Here is a 1210-nt window from a genome sequence, read left to right as displayed (position 1 = left end):
CGCCGCCAGCACCGCCGCACCGTCCGCGGTGGCCCCGAACACCACGGTGCGCATCCTCGGTGGCAGGAACACCCGGACCGTGGCCAGGCGCCCCGCCAACTCTTCCAGGCGCTGCTCGTTCAACTCGACGTCATCCACCGGAACCAGCTCGTCGATCACCGCGACAGCGGCACGGAGCTCGCTCTTGGTCGCGGTGTTCTCGATCAGATCCCACATCATCTCCAAGCTCAGGTCCGGTTCGACCTCGGTCATCTCCAACAGCACCTTCACCGCCGCGGCGAGCTTGCCCGCATGACGCGACACCCGCGGATACCGGCGCAACTTCTCCTCACGCGATTCCCGCTCGGCCTTCGACATCAGATCCGTGACCATCAACAGGTCGAACAACTCCAGCACGTCATCGGTCGCTCGGCCCGACAGCACTTTCACCGTGGCCACCATCACCGCCACCCGATGCTGGCGGGGCTCGAGGCGCCGCAACGCAGGAGCCTTGCTCGACAATCCATAGGTGGCCAGACCAATCACCCGGCGCTGCGGAACCATCGACACATCCAGGGACTGCCCTCCCACCGCGATAAGCTCGGCGAGGCGGTCCAATGCCGCCAGCATCCCTTTGGAACTGGTCCGGAACACGCCCCGGCGAAGCCGTTCCAGCTCGCTGACACGGCGCTTGCCCTCGGGCGCGGTCAGCAACGCCAGCAGCGCTGAAGCCGAACCGGCGGTCAGTTGATCGGTCAGCTGACCCCACAACCGCTGATCAGCGGCCTGGCGACCCTCGGTGACCAAACGTTCCAACGTGCGCAGACCCGGCAGCAACGCCTGGCGTTTACGTAGCCAGTCGACCGCGCCGGCGAACATCGCTTTCGGTCCGTCGCCGGTCACCCACGCCTGGTCGGAGACCCACGCCGCCAACTCCGACTCGACCTCGCTGTACGAGGTCAACCCGTACTCGCGCTGGATCTCCCAGGCATGTTCGAGTTTGGTCTTGTCCCGCTCGGTGTACTGCTTCACACACGAGGAATCCTCGATACCCAACTGCTCGGCGAGATATTCGACCAGCTCCGGGGGCACGTCGAGCGGATCGGCCAGGAACATCCCGAGCTGCCGGACCGTCACGACCTGAAGCGCGAACCCTAACCGGTTGTAGTCCCGCCGCCGACCCGCGACCAGCTTCCGGTCTTCGTCATCGAGGTAGAAGAACCGTTCCAGC

Annotated in this window: 1 protein-coding gene; it reads right to left on the bottom strand. The window is 65.5% G+C overall.

What is annotated here, in order from left to right; translation table 11 throughout:
• Window positions 1-1210: DUF4158 domain-containing protein (locus tag ABVB68_RS36810; RefSeq protein WP_353605576.1), on the bottom strand; the 1210-nt coding region annotated here is incomplete at both ends.

Source organism: Streptomyces sp. NPDC096012 (genome assembly GCF_040426375.1).
Classification (GTDB): domain Bacteria; phylum Actinomycetota; class Actinomycetes; order Streptomycetales; family Streptomycetaceae; genus Streptomyces.
The sequence above is the reverse complement of the archived record's forward strand: the minus strand, read 5'-3'. Positions and strand labels throughout refer to the sequence as shown.